This window comes from Marinomonas communis (assembly GCF_004363305.1).
Classification (GTDB): domain Bacteria; phylum Pseudomonadota; class Gammaproteobacteria; order Pseudomonadales; family Marinomonadaceae; genus Marinomonas; species Marinomonas communis.
Window position 1 is genome coordinate 1 of record NZ_SNZA01000007.1, and the last position, 19,428, is coordinate 19,428.

14 protein-coding genes and 6 tRNA genes are annotated in these 19,428 nt (G+C 45.9%); 3 read left to right on the plus strand and 17 right to left on the minus strand.

Features of this window, described 5'->3' with window-relative positions:
* Positions 1 to 559 precede the first annotated feature (559 nt).
* From C8D85_RS16610 to C8D85_RS16620, 3 genes are read right to left on the minus strand one after another with little or no spacing between them, the layout of a single operon-like run.
* The gene (locus C8D85_RS16610; RefSeq protein ID WP_133564895.1) at positions 560 to 1,732 is read right to left on the minus strand and encodes a sodium ion-translocating decarboxylase subunit beta; all 1,173 of its coding nucleotides are present in this window, start codon (positions 1,730 to 1,732) and stop codon (positions 560 to 562) included.
* A 14-nt stretch (positions 1,733 to 1,746) separates the two neighbouring features.
* Complete coding sequence (gene oadA, locus C8D85_RS16615; RefSeq protein ID WP_133564897.1) at positions 1,747 to 3,540, minus strand: sodium-extruding oxaloacetate decarboxylase subunit alpha; 1,794 nt, start codon at positions 3,538 to 3,540, stop codon at positions 1,747 to 1,749.
* 30 nt (positions 3,541 to 3,570) lie between these two features.
* Positions 3,571 to 3,819, minus strand: a complete 249-nt coding sequence (locus C8D85_RS16620; RefSeq protein WP_133564899.1) for an OadG family protein — start codon at positions 3,817 to 3,819, stop codon at positions 3,571 to 3,573.
* Positions 3,820 to 3,970: 151 nt separating this feature from the next.
* Between C8D85_RS16620 and C8D85_RS16625 the strand changes: the two genes are divergently transcribed.
* Complete coding sequence (locus tag C8D85_RS16625; RefSeq protein WP_244937046.1) at positions 3,971 to 4,957, plus strand: tRNA dihydrouridine synthase; 987 nt, start codon at positions 3,971 to 3,973, stop codon at positions 4,955 to 4,957.
* 17 nt (positions 4,958 to 4,974) lie between these two features.
* Here C8D85_RS16625 and C8D85_RS16630 read toward each other — a convergent pair.
* The 11 genes from C8D85_RS16630 to C8D85_RS16680 form a co-directional block, all read right to left on the minus strand.
* Positions 4,975 to 5,051 (minus strand) — tRNA-Arg (locus C8D85_RS16630).
* 9 nt (positions 5,052 to 5,060) lie between these two features.
* Positions 5,061 to 5,150, minus strand: a tRNA-Ser gene (locus C8D85_RS16635).
* 182 nt (positions 5,151 to 5,332) lie between these two features.
* Positions 5,333 to 5,409 (minus strand) — tRNA-Arg (locus C8D85_RS16640).
* A 22-nt stretch (positions 5,410 to 5,431) separates the two neighbouring features.
* Positions 5,432 to 5,508, minus strand: a tRNA-Arg gene (locus C8D85_RS16645).
* Between the two features lie 70 nt (positions 5,509 to 5,578).
* Positions 5,579 to 5,655: transfer RNA gene (locus tag C8D85_RS16650), tRNA-Arg, on the minus strand.
* Positions 5,656 to 5,670: 15 nt separating this feature from the next.
* Positions 5,671 to 5,760 (minus strand) — tRNA-Ser (locus tag C8D85_RS16655).
* A gap of 62 nt (positions 5,761 to 5,822) precedes the next feature.
* Complete coding sequence (gene csrA, locus C8D85_RS16660; RefSeq protein WP_055464205.1) at positions 5,823 to 6,011, minus strand: carbon storage regulator CsrA; 189 nt, start codon at positions 6,009 to 6,011, stop codon at positions 5,823 to 5,825.
* A 136-nt stretch (positions 6,012 to 6,147) separates the two neighbouring features.
* Positions 6,148 to 7,389: an aspartate kinase gene (locus tag C8D85_RS16665; RefSeq protein ID WP_133564901.1), complete on the minus strand. Its 1,242-nt coding sequence runs from the start codon at positions 7,387 to 7,389 to the stop codon at positions 6,148 to 6,150.
* Positions 7,390 to 7,437: 48 nt separating this feature from the next.
* Entirely contained in the window at positions 7,438 to 10,056 is a 2,619-nt protein-coding gene (gene alaS, locus C8D85_RS16670; RefSeq protein WP_133564903.1) for an alanine--tRNA ligase, read from the minus strand.
* 218 nt (positions 10,057 to 10,274) lie between these two features.
* Positions 10,275 to 11,366 (minus strand): alanine racemase, encoded by a 1,092-nt coding sequence (alr, locus tag C8D85_RS16675; protein WP_133564905.1) that lies wholly within the window; start codon positions 11,364 to 11,366, stop codon positions 10,275 to 10,277.
* A 9-nt stretch (positions 11,367 to 11,375) separates the two neighbouring features.
* Entirely contained in the window at positions 11,376 to 12,632 is a 1,257-nt protein-coding gene (locus tag C8D85_RS16680; RefSeq protein ID WP_133564907.1) for a D-amino acid dehydrogenase, read from the minus strand.
* A 179-nt stretch (positions 12,633 to 12,811) separates the two neighbouring features.
* On the opposite strand from C8D85_RS16680, the gene C8D85_RS16685 reads away from it, so the two are divergent.
* The gene (locus C8D85_RS16685) at positions 12,812 to 13,267 is read left to right on the plus strand and encodes a regulatory protein RecX (protein ID WP_133564908.1); all 456 of its coding nucleotides are present in this window, start codon (positions 12,812 to 12,814) and stop codon (positions 13,265 to 13,267) included.
* Positions 13,268 to 13,301: 34 nt separating this feature from the next.
* Here C8D85_RS16685 and C8D85_RS16690 read toward each other — a convergent pair whose 3' ends face one another.
* The 3 genes from C8D85_RS16690 to C8D85_RS16700 all read right to left on the minus strand — a co-directional run bounded on the left by C8D85_RS16690 (position 13,302) and on the right by C8D85_RS16700 (position 16,661).
* Positions 13,302 to 14,849 (minus strand): hypothetical protein, encoded by a 1,548-nt coding sequence (locus C8D85_RS16690; RefSeq protein WP_133564910.1) that lies wholly within the window; start codon positions 14,847 to 14,849, stop codon positions 13,302 to 13,304.
* Between the two features lie 159 nt (positions 14,850 to 15,008).
* Positions 15,009 to 16,070, minus strand: coding sequence for a recombinase RecA (recA, locus tag C8D85_RS16695; RefSeq protein WP_133564911.1), 1,062 nt, complete (start codon positions 16,068 to 16,070; stop codon positions 15,009 to 15,011).
* A gap of 102 nt (positions 16,071 to 16,172) precedes the next feature.
* Positions 16,173 to 16,661 carry a CinA family protein gene (locus C8D85_RS16700; RefSeq protein WP_133564913.1) on the minus strand — a complete coding sequence of 163 codons (489 nt, stop codon included), beginning with the start codon at positions 16,659 to 16,661 and terminating at the stop codon, positions 16,173 to 16,175.
* 77 nt (positions 16,662 to 16,738) lie between these two features.
* Here C8D85_RS16700 and mutS point away from each other — a divergent pair, with 77 nt between their 5' ends.
* Positions 16,739 to 19,396, plus strand: a complete 2,658-nt coding sequence (mutS, locus tag C8D85_RS16705; RefSeq protein WP_133564915.1) for a DNA mismatch repair protein MutS — start codon at positions 16,739 to 16,741, stop codon at positions 19,394 to 19,396.
* Positions 19,397 to 19,428: the final 32 nt, after the last annotated feature.

Below are 19,428 nucleotides of genomic sequence, written 5' to 3' on the forward strand. Positions count from 1 at the left end.
AGCCTGCCGCCAGCGTTCAATCTGAGCCATGATCAAACTCTTCAGTTTAAAAAAGCTTGCTCAAACTCATGAATCACGTCTGACTTTAACTATATTCTTCAATCCGAAGACTAAAGAACGTAAAGCGAATTGACATGGTCACTCATTTAAGACTTCTAAAGTTTTTGAGAAGTCTCCAGCGAGCGCCCACACAAATTATCTGATTATCTATTTTAAAGAGCGTTGACACATTTTCTTAACTCTCTAAGAGTAAGTTGCTTACCGTTTCCAGTTCGCTGTGCAGTCCGTGGTGGCCTGCCGTGTCAGTGGGTGCGTATAATACGCATCAGAATTTTCAGCGCAAGCTCTTTTTCAATTATTTTTAAAAAAGTTCCCTTTATGACGAAAAAAGCTCGAATCTGTTTACTTATCAACCAGAAACACACACCAATCGATCAATAAACAACCAAAAACTTTGCAAAACAAACCGCTCCCCAATAAAACCAAGGCCCTGAAAGCAAAAAGCCCGCTACTGATTTCAGTAGCGGGCTTTGAAATATGAGCTAACTTGTCGCGCTATTTAGCCACCAACGTAGCTTAGCATCACACCAGCAGCTACCGCAGAACCAATAACACCTGCAACGTTTGGCCCCATTGCATGCATTAGCAAGAAGTTTTGCTTATTGGCTTCAAGGCCTACTTTGTTCGCAACACGAGCTGCCATCGGTACTGCCGATACACCTGCAGCACCAATAAGTGGGTTAATTGCAGTCGATGAAAATTTGTTCATCACTTTCGCCATTAACACACCAGCAGCGGTACCGATAGAGAACGCCACCAAACCAAGTGACAAAATACCTAGCGTTTCTATATTCAAGAACGCCTCAGCACTCAATTTTGAACCCACACCTAAACCTAGAAAGATAGTCACGATGTTAATCAATGCATTTTGCGCCGTATCACTTAGACGATCTACAACACCACATTCACGCATCAAGTTACCAAAACAGAACATACCTAATAATGGAGCGGCTGATGGTAAGAACATTGCTACTAGAATGGTCACAATAATCGGGAAGACAATTTTCTCACCTTTAGTTACGTGACGCAGTTGCTCCATTTTAATAGAACGCTCTTCCACTGATGTCAGTGCACGCATAATAGGTGGCTGAATCAGCGGCACCAGTGCCATGTAAGAATACGCCGCAACGGCAATTGCCCCTAGTAGTTCTGGCGCCAATCGGCTAGCAACAAAGATAGCGGTTGGGCCATCTGCGCCACCGATAATACCAATCGCTGCGGCATCAGCTAATGTAAAGTCCATAATGCCTGAAGCACCTAGCAATACCGCACCGATAACCGTGGCAAAAATACCAAACTGCGCAGCGGCACCTAGAAGTAATGTTTTAGGGTTCGCAAGCATAGGGCCGAAATCAGTCATCGCCCCAACACCCATAAAGATAAGCAGAGGGAATAAACCTGTTTCGATACCACCGTGGTAAATGTAATACTGCAATCCACCTGGCGACACCATGTGTCCCGCCGCATCGTAAACCGGAGCAGACATAAAACCTGCCCCAGGAATATTTACCAACACAGCACCAATACCAATAGGTAAAAGTAAAAGTGGTTCAAAGCCCTTTTTGATAGCAAGATAAATCAGCAACAGCCCTACCACCATCATGATGGCTTGACCAAGCTCAAGCTGATATATACCAGTATCGTGATAAAGGTTTAATAATTTCTGTTCCATTCGTTATCGACCTTTTAAAGAGCTAAAAGAGCTTGGCCAACTTGCACGGCATCGCCCTCTTTCACGTAAACAGATGCCACTGTACCGGCTTTCGGCGCAGAAATTTCTGTTTCCATTTTCATTGCTTCCATAATCATCACCGTTTCGCCTTCTGCCACTTGCTGACCAGGAGAAACAAGTACCTTAAAAATATTCCCCGCAAGCGGTGCAGGCACGTCTTCTCCACCACTCGCTGGTGCTGGCGAAGCTGCTGGAGCCGACGCTTGAGGAGCAGAAACGGGTTGAATATTGCTTACATCACCACCTTCTGATACCTGAACAACAAAGCTTTGACCAGAAACGTTCACAGTGTAAACAGCTGGCCCTTCCGATGGAGCCGCTTTTGGGGCCGCCGCCGGTGCAGCGTCTTCTAATGTTGGGGCTGGCTCAAATGCTGAGGCATCACCACGGTTTTGCAGGAATTTCAAACCAATCTGTGGGAACAGTGCATACGTCAATACGTCATCAATTTCATCTGACGCAAGTTTCACACCTTTTTCTTGAGCTAGTTGTTTAAGCTCTGCAGATAGTTTATCCATTTCTGGCTCAAGCAGATCCGCAGGACGGCATGTAATCGCTTCCGCACCGTCTAATACTCGCGCTTGAAGCTCTTTATTAAACTCAGCAGGTGCCGCTCCGTATTCCCCTTTGAGAACACCAGCGGTTTCTTTCGAAATAGACTTGTAACGCTCACCCGTTAAAACATTCAATACTGCCTGTGTGCCAACGATCTGAGAAGTCGGTGTCACTAGCGGGATCATACCTAGATCTTCACGAACACGAGGAATTTCTTCTAAAACCGCATCGAACTTATCTGATGCCCCTTGCTCACGCAGCTGGTTTTCCATATTGGTCAACATACCACCAGGCACTTGGGCGATTAGAATACGAGAATCAGTTCCGCGAAGAGAACCTTCGAACTTAGCGTACTTCTTACGAACCGTACGGAAATATGCAGCAACTTCTTCTAGCTTAGCTAAATCTAGGCCAGTATCACGATCTGTTCCTTGTAGCGCTGCAACAATAGATTCTGTTGAAGAGTGGCCGTATGTCATCGACATAGAAGAAATCGCCGTATCAACGCGGTCAATACCTGCTTCAATAGATTTAAGAATGGTCATATCTGACAAGCCAGAGGTAGCATGGGCATGCAGTTGCACCTCTAGTTGGGTCTGCTCTTTAAGCTTGCCTACCAACTCATAGGCATCGTAAGGAGTCAGAATGCCAGACATATCCTTGATAGCGATCGAATCCGCTCCCATATCTTCTAGAGTTTTGGCGTAATCGATCCAGTTTTGTAGAGTGTGAACATGACTTTTAGTGTAGGAAATAGTGCCTTGTGCGTGCTTACCTTCCGCCTTCACTGCCTTGATGGCCGTCTCTAAATTTCGAGGATCATTCATGGCATCAAAAATACGGAAAACATCCACGCCATTCTTCGCAGCACGCTCAACAAATTTTGACACCACATCATCAGCATAATGACGGTAACCTAGCAGATTCTGACCACGAAGCAGCATTTGTTGTGGCGTGTTTGGCATTGCCTTTTTTAGCTCACGAATGCGATCCCATGGGTCTTCACCAATAAAACGGATACAAGAATCGAAAGTTGCACCGCCCCAAGACTCCAACGACCAGAAGCCAATTTGATCAAGCTTCTCCGCAATAGGAAGCATGTCATCGATACGCATTCGCGTTGCAAATAAAGATTGATGTGCATCTCTTAAAACGACATCCGTGATGCCAAGAGGTTGTTTATTGTTCGACATTTTGTGGCCTCTAATCGTCTATGATTGGTATTAACGGTTACGATGTTGATGGATAGCGGCTGTAATTGCTGCTGTAATTTTAGGATCCGTAGCGGATGCTGAATTCGAAGTCGTAGGAGCAACACTTGGTTTCTTTGCTACCGGAGTCGCTTCAGGAAAATATTGATTGATCAACTTGGACATCAAGCCGGTCGCAATAATAAGCAAGCAAAGAAAAACGAAAACGAATCCCATGCCTAGCAGCATTAAGCCAAAACCATCGTTAATTAAGTTATTCATAGCACTTTCCATTAAAATCTGAATAATTCAGAGCACAGTCACTTTGTGTCACTCGGCAATTACCGTTTTGCACAAAAATTCCCCAGTGTTTATTCTTTTTGTATCACAAAGAATACTGATTTCATATTTTTTTGCTTTGGAAGTTACTAACGTGAACTTGCTTAATTGCGCCAGCTCCCTCCCCACTGAACACAACATCATACTGGCCGTCGCACCAATGGAAGGTGTCATGGATCATACTATGAGGGCACTTCTATCAAGAGTGGGCGGAATGGATTACCTCGTATCAGAATTTGTACGCGTCACTCAGCGACGCGTACCTGCCCAATCATTAAAACGCCTCGTCCCAGAGCTAAATAACCATTGCCAAACTCCGTATAAGCACCCTGTCCACTTGCAGCTACTGGGCTCAAACATTGAAACCATGGCAAAAACTGCAACAGAAGCAAGCTTAGCTGGAGTAACGCATTTGGACTTAAATTTTGGCTGTCCCGCAAAACGCGTGAATGGCCACGGTGGTGGCTCTTTCATGCTACAAGATCCCGAGACACTGTATCAGGTAGTCAAAGCTGTTCGTGAGTCGTTAGCAAGCAACATCCCTCTCTCCGCAAAGATGAGACTTGGCTACCTTGATGAGGATCTATTTTTTGAAAACTTAGAGGCGATTGAAAAAGCCGGCGCTGACACATTAACAATACATGGCCGAACTAAGAAGGATGGCTACGGACCAGCCGCAAGGTGGGAAAAAATAGGCGAGGCGGTAAAGCGCTCCAAGATGACGATCATTGCCAATGGCGACATTCAGGACCGTGCATCGCTAGAACGTTGCATGGCTACAACAGGATGCTCGCATTTTATGATTGGTCGAGGCAGTCTGAGCAACCCCTTCATCTTTAGAGAATTAAAAGGTGGTGCTCCTGGTAGCTTATCGGAGCTATTCGAACTTATAGAGCTTTATATCAATGAGTTACTACAACACTATGACGACTTTGCAACCCTTGGACGCATAAAGCAATGGAGCGCACACTTGCGCAGAGACTGGCCTATCATGGCAGATAACTTGAGAGCCATCCGAAGCACACAACATACGGATCAACTGAAAGCACTATTGCAGACTATGCAAAAATCGGAAGCTTGAATAAAAGGAAGAAAGAATGGCGCATCCGAGAGGATTCGAACCTCTGACCGCTCGGTTCGTAGCCGAGTACTCTATCCAGCTGAGCTACGGATGCGTATTAAAATGGCGGAGAGCGAGGGATTCGAACCCTCGATGAGTTTCACCCCATACTCCCTTAGCAGGGGAGCGCCTTCGGCCACTCGGCCAGCTCTCCGTCGATGTGCTGCATATTATGAATATTCATCTTCACAAACGCAACCCAAAAGACTGTAAGATTTTTAAAAATCTTAATAAAAACAACTAGTAGAGTTCAAAAAAGCATTACCAGATTTTCATCTGCTATGTTGAGAAATAAAAAAATGGAGACATTTAGAACTTACTTAGAAGGGGAAGTAATGGCGCATCCGAGAGGATTCGAACCTCTGACCGCTCGGTTCGTAGCCGAGTACTCTATCCAGCTGAGCTACGGATGCGTAACTACTTTTTCATTTTAGATGGCGCATCCGGGAGGATTCGAACCTCCGACCGCTCGGTTCGTAGCCGAGTACTCTATCCAGCTGAGCTACGGATGCATATCTAAAATTTTACACGATTAACTAAAAGGATAGTTTTAGTTAATTTAACACTTGCCTTTACTTTAAATGGCGCATCCGAGAGGATTCGAACCTCTGACCGCTCGGTTCGTAGCCGAGTACTCTATCCAGCTGAGCTACGGATGCACAGCACATTTAAAATGGCGGAGAGTGAGGGATTCGAACCCTCGATGAGTTTCACCCCATACTCCCTTAGCAGGGGAGCGCCTTCGGCCACTCGGCCAACTCTCCGTAACAAGTGCGGCGTATTATAGAGGCCTCATTTGTTATGTAAAGGCTTTTTTCAAAAAAAATTAATCTTCTGAATTTTGGTCGTCTTGCTCTTTCTGAATGCGAAGGTAAATCTCTTCACGGTGAACAGAAACATCTTTTGGAGCATTGATACCGATACGGACTTGGTTGCCCTTTACACCTAAAACAGTTACTGATACTTCATCACCAACCATTAGAGTTTCACCAACGCGACGAGTTAAAATAAGCATAACACTTCTCCTTTAATATCCTTGTGAGATGTCAGAAACCCCTGACTGCTTTTGTAGGAATTTCCTTACAAGGTGAATTGTAGCCGCTCTCATACTTCGAATCCATATCCCATCGCAGTGAACTTGTATCAAAGTGTTACGCTTCGCTAACACCTGCATTAGGATCGTTAAGTTTGAATGCCGAATGTAATGCGCGTACTGCTAATTCCATGTATTTCTCATCAATTATGACAGACACTTTGATCTCAGATGTGGAGATAAGTTGAATATTGATGGATTCTGCTGCAAGTGCTTTAAACATATTTGTTGCAACACCGGCATGAGATCGCATTCCCACACCCACTATAGACACCTTAGCAATGTTATCGTTCGATAAAACTTCTTTCGCATTTAAGTCTTTCGCTACCACTTCAAGCACTTTCAATGCTTTGTCGTAATCATTGCGATGCACAGTGAAAGTGAAATCCGTCGTCCCATCCATTGAAACGTTTTGCACAATCATGTCGACCTCGACATTTGCATCACTTACAGGGCCCAAAATCTTTGAAGCAACACCTGGTACGTCTGGAACGCCTTTTAACGTTAATTTTGCTTCATCACGATTAAACGCGATACCAGAAACGGCTGGTTGTTCCATAGAAATCTCTCCGTCAGTAGTTATTAGCGTACCCTCACCTTCCACAAAGCTTGAAAGTACACGTAATGGAACTTGATACTTACCTGCAAATTCAACCGAACGAATCTGCAACACCTTTGAGCCGAGACTTGCCATCTCAAGCATTTCTTCAAATGTAATCTTTTCAAGGCGACGAGCACTATCGACCACACGAGGGTCAGTCGTGTAAACACCATCTACATCGGTATAAATTTGGCATTCATCAGCTTTTAACGCAGCGGCCAACGCCACACCCGTCGTATCTGAGCCGCCACGACCAAGCGTCGTAATATTGCCGTGTTCATCCGCACCCTGGAAACCTGCCACAACCAATACTTTGCCAGCGTCCAAATCTGCTCGCATAGACTCAGTATCAATATCTTGGATACGTGCTTTACCGTGAGCACTGTCAGTCGTGATACGAACTTGGCTACCCGTATACGATTTGGCTTGCAAACCACGCTTCATCAGGGCCATGCTCAATAACGCAATCGTCACCTGCTCGCCTGTGGACAACAACACGTCCATCTCACGAGCATCAGGGGTCCCCTGAATACTTTTAGCCAATTCGATTAAGCGGTTGGTTTCACCACTCATGGCCGACACAACGACAACAATATCGTCACCCTGCTGTTTATGCTTCAAGACACGGTCTGCTACCGCCTCAATACGCTCAACCGAGCCTACGGAAGTACCGCCATATTTTTGAACCAACAATGCCATATTCTATATCCCAAACTAAAAAGCGCCCCGATGGGGCGCATAAATCATTTATAGTCGTTCGTTAACCCAGTCTGGAACGACTGCCAGCACTTCCGCAACCCCTTCTGGTTTGCTTCCGCCAGCTTGTGCCATATCAGGACGACCGCCGCCGCGACCATCCACATATGGCGCTGCCATTTTGATTAAGTCTCCAGCTTTGACTTTTGCTGTTAACTCTTTCGTCACACCTGCAATCAAACTCACTTTGCCATCGTTTACCGCAGCCAACAAAATGACTGCCGACTCAAGCTTGCTCTTCAATTCATCCAGCAAATCACGAAGGCCTTTTGGATCTTCGATCTCAACCTGAGCAACTAATAACTTGCCACCATTGATAGCGACAGCTTGAGAAGCTAGGTCCGCACCCGCTTGCGCAGCCAACTTAGACTTAAGTTGATCAATTTCTTTTTGCAATGCACGTGCTTGATCGTTAAGAGCAACCACTTTATCTAGTGCCGCTTCTTTGCTTGCTTTAAATAAGCCTGCAATCTGAGACAAGGACAATTCTGTTTGACGCGTTGCATCAATCGCAGCTTTACCTGTCAACGCCTCAATACGACGCACACCCGCCGCAATACCGCTTTCCTGAACAACCTTAAACAGACCAATATCACCTGTGCGTTTAACGTGTGTACCACCACACAGTTCAATTGAGTAATCTGCACCCATCGTTAAAACACGAACTTGGCTTTCGTATTTTTCGCCAAACAATGCTTGAGCACCCTTTTCTTTGGCTGCCTCAATATCCATGATTTCAGTGATAGTTTCATGGTTCAAACGAATCTGCTCGTTAACCATGTCTTCCACTTGCTCAAGTTCTGCTGCTGTTAAACCTTCAAAATGAGAGAAGTCAAAGCGCAAACGCTCAGGGTTAACCAAAGAGCCTTTTTGCACAACATGGTCACCCAGCACACGGCGAAGCGCTTCATGCAATAGGTGAGTCGCCGAGTGATTCAATGCCGTTGCATTACGCAGAGATTTATCAACCTCTGTCGTAACCACATCGCCGACTTTTAAGGCACCTTCGCGTACTTCTACATGATGCAGATGTACTTTACCCTGTTTGGTAGTATTCGTTACTTTCACTGCAGCAGGGCCACGGAACCAGCCTTGGTCACCAACCTGACCACCAGACTCACCGTAAAACGGCGTTTCAGCCAAGATCACCAAGCCTTTTTGACCTTGCTCTAGGGAATCAACAGACTCACCTTCTACAAGAATTTGCTCAACAGCGCTTTTGCCTTCTAAGTCAGAATAGCCTGTAAATTCTGTTTGACCGTCCACACTAACAGAGCCAGACATATCCATACTGAAGTTACTCGCCGAACGCGCACGTGCACGCTGAGCTTCCATTGCCGCTTCAAAACCTTCTTCGTCAATCTCAAGGCCCGCTTCACGTGCAACGTCATTTGTTAAGTCAGCGGGGAAACCGTACGTATCGTAAAGCTTGAAGATGGTCTCACCTGGGATGATTTTACTATCTCCTAGGTTAGAAATAGCTTCTTCAAGGATACGCATACCTTGATCTAGCGTTTTCGCAAACTGCTCTTCTTCTTTCAGAAGGATCGATGCGACACGATCAGCAAGTTTACGTAGCTCAGGGTAAGCTTCACCCATCTCTGCATCCAACGCTGCAACTAGCTTGTGGAAAAACGGCTGCTTCTGACCAAGCTTGTTACCGTGGCGAACTGCACGACGAATAATACGACGCAGAACGTAACCACGACCTTCGTTTGAAGGTACAACACCATCAACGATCATGAATGAACATGAACGGATGTGGTCAGCAATAACGCGTAGTGACTGAGAAGAAAGATCTTCTGCACCTACAGCCTCTGCAGACGCTTTAATTAGATTTTGGAACAGGTCTATTTCGTAGTTAGAGTGCACACCTTGCAGGATAGCCGCGATACGCTCAAGACCCATACCGGTATCAACAGAAGGCTTAGGTAGATTCGCCATCGTACCATCCGCTGAACGGTTGTACTGCATGAATACGACGTTCCAGATTTCAATGAAACGGTCGCCATCTTCTTCTGGAGAACCTGGAGGCCCACCCCAAATGTGCTCACCGTGATCGTAGAATACTTCTGTACATGGACCACAAGGGCCTGTATCACCCATCGCCCAGAAGTTATCTGATGCGTAGCGTGCGCCTTTGTTATCGCCGATACGAATGATCTTTTCAGCAGGAACGCCGATCTTATCTTTCCAAATGTTGTACGCCTCATCATCTTCAGCATAAACAGTTACCAAAAGCTTTTCTTTTGGAAGGCCCAAAACACCGGTTAAAAACTCCCAAGCGTAAGAGATAGCGTCTTCTTTGAAGTAGTCACCAAAACTAAAGTTACCCAACATTTCAAAGAAGGTATGGTGACGCGCCGTGTAGCCTACGTTTTCCAAGTCATTGTGTTTACCACCCGCTCGAACACAGCGCTGCGATGTAGTCGCTCGAGTGTAAGGGCGCTGATCAGCCCCAAGAAAAACATCTTTAAATTGCACCATCCCCGCGTTTGTGAACAACAAGGTCGGATCGTTCCCAGGAATCAGCGAGCTGGACTCGACGATTTGGTGCTGCTTGCTTTCAAAGAAAGACAAAAATGACTGGCGTAACTCAGAACTCTTCATATTGGATGAGACTCTATCTCTAAATATCTGGCAAATTAAACAGTACGACTGGCTCCTATTAGGGCGCCATTATGCACTTTAGAAAGGTAGAAAATAGTACACGGAAATAGAGTAGTTGATCAAAACTTAAAAAATGATTTTTGCCATTTTTTGATCAAAAAAGACGGATTGATAGGGTTTCCACGCTATCAATCCATATTAAGGAACAACAATCAACGCTAATCTTTAGTCAGATAAATACGACTGGGACGCGATGTCATACGCGTCACCAACTCATAACCTATGGTTTTCGAGCAGTGGGCGACATGCTCAACTGGCACACCGTCACCCCATAGAACCACTTCGTCGCCGATAGCAAGATTCGTAGTGTCGTTATCTGAGAGTTTCGCAGTAATCATATCCATGGAAACTCGGCCAGCTAATTCAGCGGCGTTACCTTTAATAAGCAAAGGGGTTCCATGATCCGCGGATCGGGGATAGCCATCCCCATAACCTGCTGCAATCGTTACTAACTGATGATCCTCTGGTGCCTGATAAGACAAACCGTAACCCACTTGATCGCCGGCTTTTATTTGTCTTACGGAAATGACCTTCGAACTCAATGTCATAGCAGGCTTTAAACCAAGTTCTGCACCACTCACTTCAGCAAATGGCGAAATGCCGTACAGCATAATCCCTGGGCGAATCCAGCCACCCTCAGGCACACTCCACTTCATAATCGCAGCAGAATTAGCCACACTGGCCTGAATATCCCCAATGAGCTGGCGCGTTTGCTCAAAATACGCCAACTGTTTCATCGTCGTCATATCTGACAAATCATCCGCGCAGGCAAAGTGTGTCATCAATAGTACTTCACCAACCAAGCCTGAGTTTCGCAATGCCTCTACGAATTCAGGCGCTGTTTCTTGCGTTACACCCAGTCGGTGCATACCCGAGTCGAGTTTTACAAACACCTTCTCGATAGACTTACCAAGCGCCAAAAGACTCTCTAACTGCATGGTATTTTCAATGGCAGCCCAAAAACCCTGATCGGCACAAAGCTCCCACTCTGAAGGTTCAAATACGCCTTCCAATAGCATAATAGGCTTTTTAATCTGCGCCGCTCGAAGCTCTAACGCTTCTTCAATGGTCGCAACCGCAAATGCATCCGCATCTTCTTCTAAATATTGCGCGACACGCACGGCACCATGGCCGTATGCATCGCTTTTGACAACTGCAAAAGCATTACATTTAGGATGTAGCTTTTTTGCGTATCGGTAATTTGACAGGATCGCCTCTAAATCGACGGTCGCTGTAAGTGGCCTAGACATCGGAGCCCCTTATTTTGCGTAACGTTTCACGGCAAGTTCCGACGAATCAATCGCCGTTTGGCTGCCCATCATAATATCAGCAATGATTGCTGCTGAACCGCAGCTCATGGTCCAACCTAAGGTTCCATGACCTGTATTGAGGTAGAGACCTTTGATGGGCGTCTCACCAATAATTGGTGTGCCATCAGGTGTCATTGGTCGTAACCCAGTCCAATACTCAGCTTCGCTCAGGTTAGCGCCTTGAGGGAACACATCACCAACAACGTGAGTGATAGTGTCTGTGCGAGATTTCGGCAAATCTAGGTTGTAGCCTGTTAATTCAGCCGTACCCGCCGCACGAATACGATCTCCTAAACGCGTCACAGCGACCTTGTATGTTTCGTCCATAATAGTCGAGGTCGGCGCATACGCTTGATCAGTGATCGGCACAGTTAAAGAGTAGCCTTTGACAGGGTAGATTGGTACATCCAAGCCGATTGCCTTGAGCATTTCTTTTGAATAGCTCCCCAAACACACCAGAAGCTGCTCACAAGACACATCACCTTCATTGGTAATTACGGATCGCACTTGGCCTTGCTCGACAAGAATACGCTCTATAGAAGTATTAAACTTGAATTCAACACCTAATGACTCACACTCTTTCTTTAAAGACTGACAGAACATCAAGCAATCACCCGTTTCGTCACCCGTAAGACGCAGGCCACCTTTAAACTTGTGAATAACGGGCGCTAATCCAGGCTCCACAGCCAAGATAGCTTTCGGGTCTAACACCTCGTGTGCCACACCAAGTGATTTCAGCACTTTAATGTCTTTTTCAGCCCCTTCAACTTGCTCATCAGAACGAAACAGTTGCAACGTTCCTCCCTGACCATCGTCGTAGGAGATGCCAATCTCTTTACGTAAATCAACAAAGCAATCACGGCTGTATTCTGCCAGCGCCATCATTCGAGATTTGTTGGTATTGTAAGCCGATGTCGTACAGTTACCTAACATCTTAGACATCCACACCACTTTTTTAGCCTCAAGCTCTGGGCTAATTTTAAGCGGAGCATACTTTTGAAAGAGCCATTTAACGGCTTTTAATGGAATACCTGGTGCAGCCCATGGCGCTGAATAGCCAGGCGACACTTGTCCCGCATTGGCAAAACTGGTTTCCAACGCAACGTCTGGCTGGCGATCCAAAACGGTTACCTGAACTCCCTTTTTGGCCAAATAGTAAGCGGATGTTAAACCAACAACCCCTGCACCTAATATACAAACTTTCATAGCAGACCTCTCAAAAAGAACTATCCACTATTTTTACAGAAGATTTTAAGTTTTTCTCACTATATTTTTATCTTCATTAAACATTTAAAACTAATTAATAGCCATTTTAAAAAATAAACGATAAGTTTTTAATTCGATTCTTTTAGGTATAATCATTTCCATTTTGCGGTGGTTAAAATATGTCCCAGAGTGATATCAGAAATCACGCCCTCTGGTTACTCGGCTCCAGAGAGCACTCCACATATGAAATGAGACAGAAGCTGTCGCGCAAAGGCTTTGAAGAAGACAGTATTACCCAGGTTATTGAGGAGCTTACATCACTTAACTATTTGAGCGATCAACGTTTTGCTGAAGCCTTTTGCCGAAGCAAATCAGCCAAGCCATTGGGTAAACAACGTATTCTAAATGAGCTCAAACAAAAGGGTATTAGTGAGGAGCAGGCTAAGCAGGCGCTCAGCTCACTTGATGTGGATTGGTTTGAGTTGGCATTAAACCTAAAACAAAGAAAATTTGGGGACGCAGTAGAACGAGATTATCAAAAGAAGTCGAAGCAGATGCGCTACCTGCTTTACCGCGGCTTTGGCTATGATGAAGTTCGTTACGCGATCGAAGAGGATTGCACCGAGCAGGACTGATAACGCCTGCTCTCAGCAGCCATATATAGGAGAATTAAGACATTAACGAATTAAGATAACGCTCTTCCATATTGACATAATTCACCTGAACCGTTTCGATCTTCATATCCAACTCCTTGATTTTTCGTTGCAGCTCTTCTACCGCATCCGAATCCTCTGTCGTGTTTGATAGTTGCTCTAACAAGCTAATTTTTTCGCTTTCTAACTCAGAATTAGCCTCGCGAAGGTTGTTCAACTCATCTTCTTCATGTGGCGATAAAGTAAGCGGTTGCCCATGGTCATTTTCAAGTCTGGCTAACAGCTGCTCGTGCTCCACTCGCTCTTTATCCAAGTCTCGCTCTAATACATTTACATAGAGCTCTGACTCGTTTACCAGCTCCTGTAACGTCGCAAGCCTCTCACTTTGGGCTTCTTCGAAATCGGCATATTCTGCTGTCAAAGGCGCCGTATCCATAAAACTTGCAATGGCCTCAATTGAGCTTTGCTCTCTAGCAATGGCTGATTGAGCCCGTAGCTTCGCCTCTTGACCAGAAGCTTTAAGCTTTGCATCCTTAACCTTTAACTCTTCTTCACGTTTGCGCATATCCACATTCAAGTTATATTTGATCGTCTGCAAACTCTCCAATTTATGCTCAAGAGCTTTAATAACTTTGTTACTCTCCAATAAGCTCTTTTCTAATCTAGCAAACGCAATATCATAAACAGCTATGTGATCATGCTGACCATCAGAAGTATCACGCAAAGATTTAAGCTGCTCTTTAAGCTCCTCGATTACCTGACTACGGTAGTCCGCAAGGTGCTGTAATTCATCAACCTTCTCATCCAGTTCTGTCTTGATTGGTGCGAGGAAACTATCCGAAGAAGCACTACCTAAGAATTCAGACAGCATATTCATATAATCTTCATCGGAAGAGCCTTTATCTTTAGCGGATTGTTGTATCTGTTCTCCCAACTCATGAAGACTGGCTAGCTCCGCACGAATCTCTGCAAGCTCCTGATCCAAAGCCTCTTCTCGCTGTAACGAATCTTGCAACTGATCTAGCTGTAAATTCAGTTGTGCGGTCTTATTCATTTGCTCAAATGCCGCATCACCAGTTTTCTGGATCACTTTGTTTAACTGCTTCAGAATTTGATTACTTACTGATAGGCGTTTTAATAAGGCATCAATCTCCTGAGCCTGCTTCAAGCGCTCTAAGACAAACTCAAACTTATTAAGATAATCTGCAACATTTGCACTATCACGTTCGACCAAGTCCCGTTCAATATCAAGGAAAGTTTGCCAACACTGTAAGGTGAGAGCATCGTCTCCACTGCCTTGTTGCCCCTCAATGAGTTCATCACATAAAGCTCTTTGCTGAGCGAGCAATTCTAGCCAGCGCTCTTTTTGTGATGGCCTTTGAACGGCGTCCGGAGCGACCGTTTCTACAAAACTCTCTTCGTTCGAGTCAGACACATCAACACCTTCTTCACCCTCCGATACAGAAGACAAATTACGCTTAGTTCTCCAATACCACCATATGCTCGCCAGCAACATGACTGCCGATACACCTGCTGCAATCACTAATGTTAGAAAAACTGTCATCCTGTACACCTAGGCATCAACGATACTAATTAAGTAAGAATAGTTCCTTCCCGTAACAGACTCCATAGGCCTTACTTTTTTTAACACAGTAAACAAAAAAACAGCCCTATTGGACTGTTTTTTTTAAATCTAAATCGGAAAACCGAATAGCCAATGATATTAGAAGTCTAGTTCTTCATTCGCATCATCAGCTGCTGCAGAAGACGCCTCATCCGCTTTCTTTGTCTTAGTCAGTAAAGCATCACGAATCATGCCCTCGACTTCTTGCGCAATGGCAGGGTTATCCGCTAAGTACTGCGCAGCATTGGCTTTACCTTGACCAATTTTGTTACCACCATAAGCGTACCAAGCACCCGACTTATCAATGAAGCCCTGCTTCACACCCAAGTCGATGATTTCGCCCATGCGGTAGATGCCCGCACCATACATGATTTGGAATTCCGCTTGTTTGAATGGTGGCGCAATTTTGTTCTTCACCACTTTCACACGGGTTTCGTTACCAATCACTTCGTCACCCTGCTTCACAGAGCCAATACGACGAATATCTAGACGCACCGAACTGTAGAATTTCAGAGCGTTACCACCAGTTGTGGTCTCTGGCGAGCCAAACATCACACCAATCTTCATACGGATCTGGTTAATGAAGACAACTAGACAGTTCGCATGCTTGATAGAACCAGTCAGTTTACGCATCGCTTGAGAAAGCAAACGCGCTTGTACACCAACTGATGAATCACCCATTTCACCTTCGATTTCAGACTTTGGAACCAAGGCTGCAACCGAGTCAACGATGACCACATCAACACTGTTTGAACGAACTAACATGTCACAAATTTCTAGAGCTTGTTCACCAGTATCTGGTTGAGACACCAGTAGCTCACCGATGTTTACACCTAGTTTTTCTGCATAAGATGGGTCTAACGCGTGCTCCGCATCGATGAAGGCACATGTTTTACCTTGCTTCTGAGCTTCTGCGATCACACTAAGCGTCAGAGTCGTTTTACCTGAAGATTCTGGACCATAGATCTCACAAATACGACCATATGGCAGGCCACCAGCACCCAAAGCGATGTCTAGACCTAGAGAGCCCGTAGAAACCGTTTCGATGTCTAATTTTGCACCTTCACCCATTTTCATGATGGCGCCTTTACCAAACTGACGCTCGATTTGTGAAAGCGCTGCGTCTAACGCTTTTTTCTTGTTGTCTGCCGTGCTAGCCATATTTCAATCCTAAGTGGTGTATCCGTAGATTTAAACTGCGCCTAATGTAACGCTTTTTAAAATTGTGCTCAAGAAAAATACTGTATAAAAACACAGATTTTTTTATTTCATCAGAGTTAACAATTGCGTCAAAGCATGTGCCACGGTTGCTTGGCGAATGTCAGAACGTGTTCCAGTAAACTGACAACGCTCCACCTTGGCATCCCGCCCTGCCAGTTGCCAGCCAATCCAAACACACCCTACTGGCTTTTCGGCTGTACCACCACTGGGGCCAGCTACACCACTTACCGCGATCGCGACATCCCCCCCAAACTGCAAGGCTCCTGCACACATTTCCCTGATTGTCGCCTCACTTACTGCGCCTTCTTGTTCTAGCGTGGTAGCCGACACACCCAGGCCAGACATTTTAGCTTCATTGGCATAGCTGATAATCCCGCCATAAAACCAAGCGGAACTTCCCGCCATTTCCGTGCAATACGCGCCAATTAGGCCGCCAGTACAAGACTCCGCAGTCACCAGCATTACCCCTTTTTCCATTAAGCACTCGGCGACGTCAGCCACTAAGTCATTAAGGATTTTGTCATCAAGCATGTCGTTCCCTTAAATATCAATAGATTATGCCTTAGAATATCGGCCCTGTTTCATCCATACAACGTGAGTCGTCACACATGAGCCAATCCGATAAAGACAATCATACGCCAATGATGCGCCAATACTTTGGCCTAAAATCACAGCACCCTAATCAAATGCTGTTTTACCGTATGGGAGACTTCTACGAGTTGTTCTATGACGACGCAAAACGCGCCTCTGAGCTGCTAGATATCACCTTGACCGCACGTGGACACTCTGGCGGAAAACCGATCCCGATGGCAGGCATTCCATTCCATGCAGCAGAAAACTACATCGCTCGCTTAGTACGTATGGGGGAATCGGTTGTTATCGCAGAGCAAGTGGGTGATCCAGCCACCAGCAAAGGGCCTGTCGAGCGTCAAGTGGCGCGCATCGTGACGCCCGGCACCATCAGTGATGAAGCGTTTCTTGAAGAAAAACGGGAAAACCTTTTATTGTCCGTTGCTCACGTTCAGCGCAAAGGTCTAGATGTCTTTGGCTTCTCTTACCTAGATATGGCCAGCGGCCGCTTCTGTGTGTTTGAAGTAGATGGTCATGAAGCCCTAGCCAGCGAATTGCAGCGTTTATCTCCCAAAGAGATTCTACTGTCTGAAGACTTCCCTGCTCGCGATTTGATTACCCTTGAGCGCGGCGTCAGCGAATTAGGCCCTTGGCACTTTGATTTTGAATCAAGCTACCGCCAGCTCATTCAACAGTTTAATACCAAAGACTTATCTGGCTTTGGTTGTGAAGCCTTAACCGCAGCCATTGCCTCAGCTGGCGCCTTACTTCAATACGCTAAAGACACCCAACGCTCATCGCTACCCCATATCCAAGCAATCAGCGTCGAGCAACGTGATGATTCTGTACTGATTGATGGTGCCACTCGTCGCAACCTAGAGATTGACCAAAATCTCAACGGCAGCACGAGTAATACATTGATGAGCGTCATCGACAGCTGTGCCACGCCAATGGGATCACGCCTTTTAAAACGCTGGTTACACACACCGATCCGCAATCTTGATGAAATTCACGGTCGTCAGCAGGCGGTACATGCTCTATTAAATAACTTCACCTTTGAAACTCTACAAAGCACCATCAAAGCCGTGGGTGATATGGAGCGTATCTTATCTCGTGTGGCACTGCGCTCAGCGCGCCCAAGAGACTTAGTACGTCTACGCATGGCACTAGAAACCATGCCTGAGCTACGCCGTATTTTAAGCGAAATCCCTGATAACAGCCGTTTAGCACATTTACACGATCGTCTGGTTGAACAACCAGAGCTAACGGACGAACTAGCGCGCGCTTTAGTCGAAAACCCACCTGCTGTGATTCGTGATGGTGGCATGATGGCACAAGGGTACGACGAAGAGTTAGATGAGTTAATTTCTCTTTCCACTAACGCCACCGATTATTTGGCAGAAGTGGAGCGACGCGAAAAAGAGCGCACTGGCATCGCTTCTTTAAAAGTGGGTTACAACCGAGTTCACGGCTACTACATTGAAATCAGTCGCTTGCATTCAGATATGGCACCAACCGAATACGTTCGCCGCCAAACCCTGAAAAACGCTGAACGCTTTATCACACCAGAACTGAAGGAATTTGAAGACAAAGCCCTGAGCGCTAAGTCCAAAGCACTAGCACGTGAAAAGCAGTTGTACGAGCAGCTACTCGATAAATTAAACGATGTTCTTGGACCATTACAAACCGCCAGCCAAGCCGTTGCGCAATTGGACGTACTAGGTTGTTTTGCCGAGCGCGCGAATCGCTTAAGTTTTTGCTGCCCAGAAGTACACAACCGTGGCGGCATGTCGATCCAAGCAGGTCGCCACCCAGTCGTAGAGTCTGTTATTTCAGATCCGTTTATCCCCAATGACCTAGACCTTCACGAAGGCCGTAGCTTGCTGATGATCACCGGTCCAAACATGGGTGGTAAATCCACCTACATGCGCCAAATTGCGATCATTGCCCTATTGGCTCATACCGGTAGCTTTGTACCGGCAGAAGCCGCTTCTCTGTCTGTAGTGGATCGTATCTTTACCCGAATGGGGTCTTCGGATGATTTAGCAGGTGGTCGCTCAACCTTCATGGTGGAAATGACGGAAACCGCTAACATCTTAAACAATGCCACCAAAGACAGCTTGGTGCTAATGGACGAAGTGGGCCGAGGCACCAGTACCTTTGATGGTTTGTCATTAGCTTGGTCAGCGGTTGAGTACCTAGCAAATGAGCTAGGCAGCTATGTTTTATTCGCCACGCACTATTTTGAACTGACAACCTTAGCCGAGCGTCTTCCTAATGCTGCCAACGTACATTTGACGGCGACAGAATACGAAGACGACATCGTCTTTATGCACCAAGTACATGACGGCCCGGCCAGCCAGTCTTACGGATTGCAAGTGGCTCAACTGGCAGGGGTGCCGAGAAGCGTTATCTTAGAAGCGCGCCAAAAATTGGGTGAGCTAGAAGGCGAGCGTACTGAACAGAATGCAATTGCGGTTCAGCCCGAAGCCGTGCCACAAGAATTCACTGCGCCGCAAGTTAAAGAGTCAGCACCAAAAGCGATGGCTCAGGTGAGCCCTTCACCTATGCAAGCGGATATGTTTGCAGTAGATGAAGCAAGTCAGCTAAAAGAGGCCATTGCAGCGGTTGATATAGACAACACCACGCCACTGGAAGCACTTAATCTGCTACACAAATTGAAAAGCGGTCTGTAGCTGCATAAGCTAAGATCAGAAAATTTAGCGGT

Excerpts from the sequence above, each read along its gene's own strand:
- oadA (WP_133564897.1), bottom strand. The coding sequence starts at position 3,540 with ATGTCGAACAATAAACAACCTCTTGGCATCACGGATGTCGTTTTAAGA.
- mutS (WP_133564915.1), top strand. The coding sequence starts at position 16,739 with ATGAGCCAATCCGATAAAGACAATCATACGCCAATGATGCGCCAATAC.
- C8D85_RS16700 (WP_133564913.1), bottom strand. The coding sequence starts at position 16,661 with ATGCTTGATGACAAAATCCTTAATGACTTAGTGGCTGACGTCGCCGAG.
- alaS (WP_133564903.1), bottom strand. The coding sequence starts at position 10,056 with ATGAAGAGTTCTGAGTTACGCCAGTCATTTTTGTCTTTCTTTGAAAGC.
- C8D85_RS16620 (WP_133564899.1), bottom strand. The coding sequence starts at position 3,819 with ATGAATAACTTAATTAACGATGGTTTTGGCTTAATGCTGCTAGGCATG.
- C8D85_RS16680 (WP_133564907.1), bottom strand. The coding sequence starts at position 12,632 with ATGAAAGTTTGTATATTAGGTGCAGGGGTTGTTGGTTTAACATCCGCT.
- alr (WP_133564905.1), bottom strand. The coding sequence starts at position 11,366 with ATGTCTAGGCCACTTACAGCGACCGTCGATTTAGAGGCGATCCTGTCA.
- csrA (WP_055464205.1), bottom strand. The coding sequence starts at position 6,011 with ATGCTTATTTTAACTCGTCGCGTTGGTGAAACTCTAATGGTTGGTGAT.
- C8D85_RS16685 (WP_133564908.1), top strand. The coding sequence starts at position 12,812 with ATGTCCCAGAGTGATATCAGAAATCACGCCCTCTGGTTACTCGGCTCC.
- C8D85_RS16665 (WP_133564901.1), bottom strand. The coding sequence starts at position 7,389 with ATGGCATTGTTGGTTCAAAAATATGGCGGTACTTCCGTAGGCTCGGTT.
- C8D85_RS16610 (WP_133564895.1), bottom strand. The coding sequence starts at position 1,732 with ATGGAACAGAAATTATTAAACCTTTATCACGATACTGGTATATATCAG.
- C8D85_RS16690 (WP_133564910.1), bottom strand. The coding sequence starts at position 14,849 with ATGACAGTTTTTCTAACATTAGTGATTGCAGCAGGTGTATCGGCAGTC.
- recA (WP_133564911.1), bottom strand. The coding sequence starts at position 16,070 with ATGGCTAGCACGGCAGACAACAAGAAAAAAGCGTTAGACGCAGCGCTT.